Annotated in this window: 6 protein-coding genes; 3 read left to right on the top strand and 3 right to left on the bottom strand. The window is 45.3% G+C overall.

Features of this window, described 5'->3' with window-relative positions:
- Positions 1-3 precede the first annotated feature (3 nt).
- Complete coding sequence (locus B3K91_RS02315) at positions 4-1281, bottom strand: MFS transporter (RefSeq protein WP_414674175.1); 1278 nt, start codon at positions 1279-1281, stop codon at positions 4-6.
- Between the two features lie 167 nt (positions 1282-1448).
- Between B3K91_RS02315 and B3K91_RS02310 the strand changes: the two genes are divergently transcribed.
- Together B3K91_RS02310 and B3K91_RS02305 are read left to right on the top strand one after the other, a co-directional pair.
- Positions 1449-2642 (top strand): hypothetical protein, encoded by a 1194-nt coding sequence (locus B3K91_RS02310; protein WP_214078829.1) that lies wholly within the window; start codon positions 1449-1451, stop codon positions 2640-2642.
- A 25-nt stretch (positions 2643-2667) separates the two neighbouring features.
- The gene (locus tag B3K91_RS02305; protein WP_214078830.1) at positions 2668-3213 is read left to right on the top strand and encodes a hypothetical protein; all 546 of its coding nucleotides are present in this window, start codon (positions 2668-2670) and stop codon (positions 3211-3213) included.
- Between the two features lie 411 nt (positions 3214-3624).
- Here B3K91_RS02305 and B3K91_RS02300 read toward each other — a convergent pair whose 3' ends face one another.
- Both B3K91_RS02300 and B3K91_RS02295 read right to left on the bottom strand, forming a co-directional pair.
- On the bottom strand, positions 3625-5361 hold the full coding sequence (locus tag B3K91_RS02300; protein ID WP_214078831.1) for an ABC transporter ATP-binding protein: 1737 nt from the start codon (positions 5359-5361) through the stop codon (positions 3625-3627).
- Positions 5340-5489 carry a hypothetical protein gene (locus B3K91_RS02295; RefSeq protein ID WP_214078832.1) on the bottom strand — a complete coding sequence of 50 codons (150 nt, stop codon included), beginning with the start codon at positions 5487-5489 and terminating at the stop codon, positions 5340-5342. Before B3K91_RS02295 ends, B3K91_RS02300 begins: the two co-directional genes overlap by 22 nt.
- A 726-nt stretch (positions 5490-6215) precedes the next feature.
- Here B3K91_RS02295 and B3K91_RS02290 point away from each other — a divergent pair.
- Positions 6216-6477, top strand: a 262-nt coding sequence (locus B3K91_RS02290; protein WP_292593926.1) for a hypothetical protein, incomplete at its 3' end; no start/stop codon positions are given.

The raw sequence follows: 6477 nt of genomic DNA, 5'->3' as shown, positions 1-6477 counted from the left end.
CGCTCATGCCTCCGCATCACTCTTCGTCGCTGAAATTCTCTTCCTAACTTTGTGGGCCATCGTTGTTCCCAAAACCAGCAGAACCGTGACTACACCGGCCCAGAAGAATGCGCTCCCTGCGCCGGCTCGGTCTGCGATCGATCCGACAAACATGTTTCCGAGCGGCGTCGAGCCGGCGAATACGAGAGAGTAAACGCTCATAACTCTTCCTCTATACTCGTTATCGGAGTGAATTTGCATGAGGCTGTTTGCAGTGGTAGTAAAGAAGATGTTCGCGAACCCCATACTCCCGATCAGCAAAGCCGAAAGCAAGTACGAACTATTGAATCCCATAATGATGAAAAGAGAAGAAGTTATGAACGGGACAACAAAAAGCCTTACTCTCTTCGGCCCTCTGGAACTCCCCCCAGCAACAATCAAAGCTCCAAGCAACGACCCGACTCCCAAAGAAGACATCAAAAGTCCATATCCCTGAGCATCGAGACCGAGTTGATTTCTTGCAAAGACAGGAATCAAAACGCTGTAATTCATGCCGAACGTACTGACGATTGCGAGAATCAAAGTGGTGGTAGTCAGTATCGGACTCTTGAAAAGATAGATTAGGCCTTCTTTGATGTCAGGTATCACAGTCCCCTTTGGTCTCTTCTTTACGACCGGCGCTACGTCAATTTTGAACAGACCGACTATCACAGCTATGAAAGTGACTCCATTTATGAGGAAGCACCAACCCGCACCGACAAGAGCCATTACTACCCCCGCCAAGGCCGGTCCTACGATTCTTCCAAGATTTATGACCGTTGAGTTCAGCGCAACTGCATTAAGAACCACATCACGACCCACCAATTCGATCATGAAAGATTGTCTTGCAGGAATGTCGAGTGTCTTGACCATTCCGAGACCAAACGCCAGAATGAAGATGTGCCAGTATTGAACTGTATTCGTGAAGACAAGAATCGCAAGTATAAATGCCAGGATCATCGAGGCTATCTGAGTTAAGATTACGATGCTCCTCTTGGGGAAACGATCTACGAAGACCCCCGCAGGTAGTGACAGAATGAGTACCGGCGTGAATTGCGCAACACCGAGAAGACCCAACAGGAAAGGGGAATCCGTTATCGTCAAGACGAGCCATGACTGAGCGGCTGTCTGCATCCATGTTCCCATGACGGATATCAGTTGACCTACCCAGAAATATCTGAAATTCCTTACTTTGAGTGCCGGAAAAGTCTTTTCCATTCTAGAGAAGAACAAATTCTGTAAACTGTTAGCCAAACAAATCATCTCCGTGGCTATTGTACAATATTTTCCGGGGTTATAATTGAAGTGTAGCCAATAGACTTCAGATACTATAATTGAAGAGAGAGTACTGAGAATGGAAGACCGTGCCAAGAGTGAAAGCCCTTAGGTTCTTTCATACCACCAAGAAGCGAAGGAAGGAGGCAAATCAAATGGATAATGTCGCTACACGCGTTCTTCGAAAAGCTGAGATGGAAAAAGAACTTCAACAGCTACTCAGTGCAGAGGCCGGGATCAAATCAGATTCATATCTTCTCACTTTCTACTTTCCAATGGAGAATCTCAAAAGGAGCGATGCGGAAAAACATTTGAAGTCAAATATCCTAGATTGTCTGAGGAAGGACGAGAAGATAACCGGTATGGGGAAAATTCATCAGAAGGTTGTTGAAGCAGTCCTTACCAAACTCGGAAACATCGATGATTTGGGGAGGGGATTGGCTATTTTTATCGAGTTCCACACAGGCGAAGATGTAAAAAACGATAAAGCAATCGAAGGTGTCAAAATCATCCCGCTTCATAGAAAGCCCGAGAAGGAGATTTACGTAGGTAAGACATTCGATCTTGATCAACTGATATGGCTTTCAAGCTCATCTGCGGAGGCCCTTGTTGTCTCGCTGGAGAGGGAAAAATCAACATACTATGTAATGGAAGGAAGAAAACTCTCTCTTATTAAGAGCGTCGAAAATGAGTTCATTCGAGAAAAAGAACAGGAGTATCTGGAGGGGTACTCTCCCTCGCCTTCATCGGGAGCGATGTATCACGGGAACGCTTCGGAAAAAGTTAGCAAGGCAAAGGAAGAAGAGAACAGGAGGTTCCTTCAGAAGAACGCCTCATTGATAAAGAACGACGAAGAGATTCCAAAAGACGTCGAATACCTCGTCTTCTTTCACTCTTCTTCGTTCAGTGAAAGCATTGAAAAGTTCCAGAAGGAAGCGAAACACCTTATTCCAGAAGCATACCCAATCTTCGTTCAAAAGACACTCAATCTGGAGAGGCAACTTCAGGAAGAAGTCGACAAACTGATAGATAGCGAAAGCAGGAGACTTCGAAAGGAATTTCTGGAAATGGCCCAGGAGAATTTCGACAAGTATGTCGAAGGTTGGACGGAAGTCTCTAAAGCAGCAAATGACAGAAGGATCGACACGCTTTTCATTAATCCTCTTGAGAGAAAAAGAGGTTATGTTCTTGACAGAGAGCTAGTATATACGCATGCCGTAAAGGAGAGCAGAGAAGTTAGAAATTTGGGCCCCTGGATCGTGCGAAGCGTAATAAACAACGACGGAAAAGTCGTGGTGGTTGATAAGGAACTCCTTCAAAGTGAGATCGCTGCAAGACTGCGATTCTGACATAAGACTCTTAGGAGGTGTGTAAGTGAAACAGCTCGCAGTATTCGTTCTGATTATTGGTCTGGCCGCAGGTCTGATGGCAACCCACTTCTCAGTGGGAATGGGCTTTGTTCTCAATCAGGACAGACAGACAAAGGAATTTGATCTTCAGTTCTTCGGGAGGGCTCAGGTAGGCTGGATGTTGTTTAACAAACCCGTCTTAGGCATTATTGCAGATGTTCCAGTCTTTGGATTCGGCTTTGAGGAAATGGAATTCTATTCTCTTGACCCCATGCAAGCCCTCATAGGACTTTACGCCGAACTGGGACTCGAAGATCTCGCGCCTTCTCTTCCGCCTGTCTTCTTCAAGGCAACGGCGATGACTGAACTGTCCAGCGTCCTTGCCGCTCGAGACATAAAGTATCTTCCGCTAGTCTCTCATGTCGGAGTAGGCTACGACATCAGCGACTTCAGTCTTGAGTTGGCAACTTCAATCATAAATGTGGGATTCAATCTCGGAGGGCAGCTCGCAAGACACTCGACCTTCTTCCCCCACTTTCATCTGGCAGGAAGATACAATTTCGATTTCTAGTGAGACGGGCCCTACGGCCCGTCTTCGTTCGCTACGAGCTGAAAGGTCGCGGATCCGAGGTTAGAATTAGCAGGAAAAGAGTTTTTGAAGCAGTAGTAAGGGTAAGTTCTTGATAGATGGAAATCTTGAGGAGCGAAAGTGTCGTCCGAGGTACGTGATCGGAAACACAACTGAACCTGTCTTTCTCCCTTGATTCTGTTCCGAGATTTCATCCATGGCTTTATAGAACCCTCAAGGGCTCCCGGACAAAGCGTTGGGAGTTTGAAAGTCAGAGCTTGAAACTCTCACCTTCGGCATCATCCGCCAAACTCTACACCCGCATCCCGATCTTCTCTGCTTAGAAGTAACACCAGGAAGCCTGCCTGATACGTTCCTGTCCGGGGCTTTTACAGTGCACCGCTATGCGCTTGATCAATTATCCTGCTGTTCATCCTTTATCAACTGAAGCGAGTAAAGCTTCTTGTATTCGGAACTGGTCTTTAGAAGCTCGCTGTGAGTTCCGCTTGCAACTATAACCCCATTACTGATTAACGCCACTCTGTCGCTCAATAGAACAGTTGATAATCTATGAGCAACCATCAGCACGATTATGCCTTCAGATTTTAGACTTACAAGAGTATTCTGAATTATTTCTTCAGTCTTTGAATCGATATTTGACGTGATCTCATCAAGAATAAGTAGTTGTGGTTTCGAGACCAATGCTCTGGCCAGCGCGACCAACTGTCTCTCACCGCCAGAAAGCTGAACGTCTGCAACCAATGTGTCGAGTCCATTCTCGAATCTTCTCAACAATACGTCAAGGTTTGTTCTTTCGAAGATGTTTTCCAAACCGGCTTCAGAAATCGATCTACCCAGGGTAATGTTTTCCAGGAGAGTACATCTTTCAAACAAAGTTGGTGTCTGCTCCACAAAGCCGATATATGGTCTGAGTAATGCCGAATTCGATACAGGCTCGCCATTTATGTATATGGTTCCCGACTGGGGTTTTTGTAGTCCCATAAGGATATTCAGAGTGGTGGTTTTACCGGCGCCGCTCTCACCTACCAGCGTCGTAATTTCCCCTTTCCTCAGTTCAAGAGACAGGCCTTTTAGAATTTGCTTTTTGCCATAGCCAAACTCAATGTTCTCTAAAGAAATGCTCCGAACATCTTCTAACTTAGGACTACTACCACTCATTTCTTCTTCAGGACCTTCCAGTACCTCGATTGTTCTCAGGAGCCCTCCCCAGCTTTGTCTTAGAAGAATGTTCACCTGCATAAGCAGCTGAATAGGGTTGAACAATGATTGAACATAAGCCCAGAAAGTAATGAGAATTCCTACGGTAATCTCACCCTTCATTACCAGGTAACCACCATAGGCAAGCAGTGAAAAGGAGATAAGTCCGTTTATCGACGTCTTGAGTGTGCCGGCGATCTTTATTGCCTTTATGAACCTCTTGCCCGCATAAACATGGTCTCCTTGAAAACGATCGAAGAAATTCATGACCCAGGCAAATGGCATGGCGATTCTGATCAGTTTCATATTATCGATTATGTTACTTGTGACTCCTGCCAGTTCGCCGAATTTCTCCCTCTCTACTTTGCTCCTTTTCTCCACCATAATATTGAAGAACATTATCACAAGAAAGGAAAACACGATGAAGCCGAGGGGCAAAAGAGTCAGTTTCCAGTTGAAAGCAAACATGATAGCTAGAATCGCCGATATCTGAACGACTCCCAATAACAGTATCGGAAATACCTGCGCTATAACGGTTCCTACAAGTTCCAGATCAGATATTAGTCTCGATACGAGCTCGCCGGTCTTATTCTTGTGGAAATAGTCGAAAGGAAGAACAAACATCTTCTCTAACAATTGCTTTCGCAGGTCCGATTTTGCCATGAGGGCCGTGGTTTCAAAAACCACCTCGCCAAAATAGGTAAAGATCAAGCTTCCAAACCAGAGCCCGACGACAAGCAAAACGTACTTTACGAGAAGATCCATGTTGTCAGAAGGGATAACAACATCTATTAGCAGCCTTATCAAGAGCGGGAAGACAACTGCAAGAGCAATCATCACTCCGACCAGAACTGCAGCCAGCAATTCCCGTTTCCAATAGACTTTGAACAGCTTGAAGACAAACCTGCGAACTATCTTCTTTTCATTCTCCATATTTCTCCCCCCCCACCGGGCTGTCTTTTCACAGGCCATTCGAGGATATCTCCTTCTCTTCCACCTTTGCAGGTCTCGATCAAGTCAATTCCCGTAGTATGAAACAAAAAGCCTTCTTCTGAACTCATGCTCCTACCTCCTTGCTTGACCTGATAAAACTGGCCAATTGCCACAATGGGCAAGTCAGATGACAATATTAACAAATTACCATGTTATTCCGTAGATAAGAATTGCGCCTTCCATGCGCTGCCCGAGACTATTTCGGGAGAATCGTCTGACGACACTAAGCGTCTCACAGGCATACAAATTGGAGTATTCTGTCAATATTGTATCAAATTAATTACTTTTGACCAAGCTCGATATCGTATGGACAAACCAATCGGATGAGCTCATTACACTGAGAGGGTTATGGAGCTTGTGAAGATTGTGAGCATGATTCAAGTTGTTTAAGTGGATTTCGAAGTAAGTTGGAGGTGCTTCAACCTTGAGCATTGAATGGACATAACGCTGTTTTCCTGTCAATTCCGTTGCCTTGAAGATTTCGCTTCTATCCAAAGAAAAAATGATCCAGTTTCATTCGCTCCGGTTCATCTCTCATTTTCTTCCAATTCATCCTCGTTTAGCAAGCTCATCGGACCCATAATACTATGAGTTAAATGCCGCTAATATGCTGCATCTTGCGTAAATCTGTATTTAAACTCCTGATAAGCCTGATTTTGAGTACTCAATTGAGGGACGAGGATCACGTAACGGCGGAGGGTGTTAGTCTTTATATACGAAAGAAGCCGATGCTCTGAAATGGCCCTATAAGAACGTTTGTTCGATGTTCGTTCTTGGTCGCTGGCAGGAGCATCATGTGGATCACTGACCAAATAACGCGAAGAGTGAATCTGGGGAAAGAGGCGCTTGCAAGCCAGGATGCTCAAAACAAGAGAGAGATTTCGGAGCGAGATCCCGTGCAGAGGCATCACGGGATGACAGTATTAAGCAATTCCGAAAGCGTCGCTATTTGTCATGCTGACCTCGATTCTTTGAAGAGAATAACCGAGAAAGGGCTTTGTCGAGAGCTTCGCTATGCTCATGAGAAAACGAGAGAAAAGTCAGTCACTGGTGAAA

Source organism: Mesotoga sp. UBA5847, assembly GCF_002432735.1.
In the GTDB taxonomy this organism is placed as follows: domain Bacteria; phylum Thermotogota; class Thermotogae; order Petrotogales; family Kosmotogaceae; genus Mesotoga.
The sequence above is the reverse complement of the archived record's forward strand: the minus strand, read 5'-3'. Positions and strand labels throughout refer to the sequence as shown.

What these genes read in the sequence shown, in the direction of transcription:
- B3K91_RS02315 (WP_414674175.1), bottom strand. Translation starts at nt 1,281, where the DNA reads ATGATTTGTTTGGCTAACAGTTTACAGAATTTGTTCTTCTCTAGAATG.
- B3K91_RS02310 (WP_214078829.1), top strand. Translation starts at nt 1,449, where the DNA reads ATGGATAATGTCGCTACACGCGTTCTTCGAAAAGCTGAGATGGAAAAA.
- B3K91_RS02300 (WP_214078831.1), bottom strand. Translation starts at nt 5,361, where the DNA reads ATGGAGAATGAAAAGAAGATAGTTCGCAGGTTTGTCTTCAAGCTGTTC.
- B3K91_RS02295 (WP_214078832.1), bottom strand. Translation starts at nt 5,489, where the DNA reads ATGAGTTCAGAAGAAGGCTTTTTGTTTCATACTACGGGAATTGACTTG.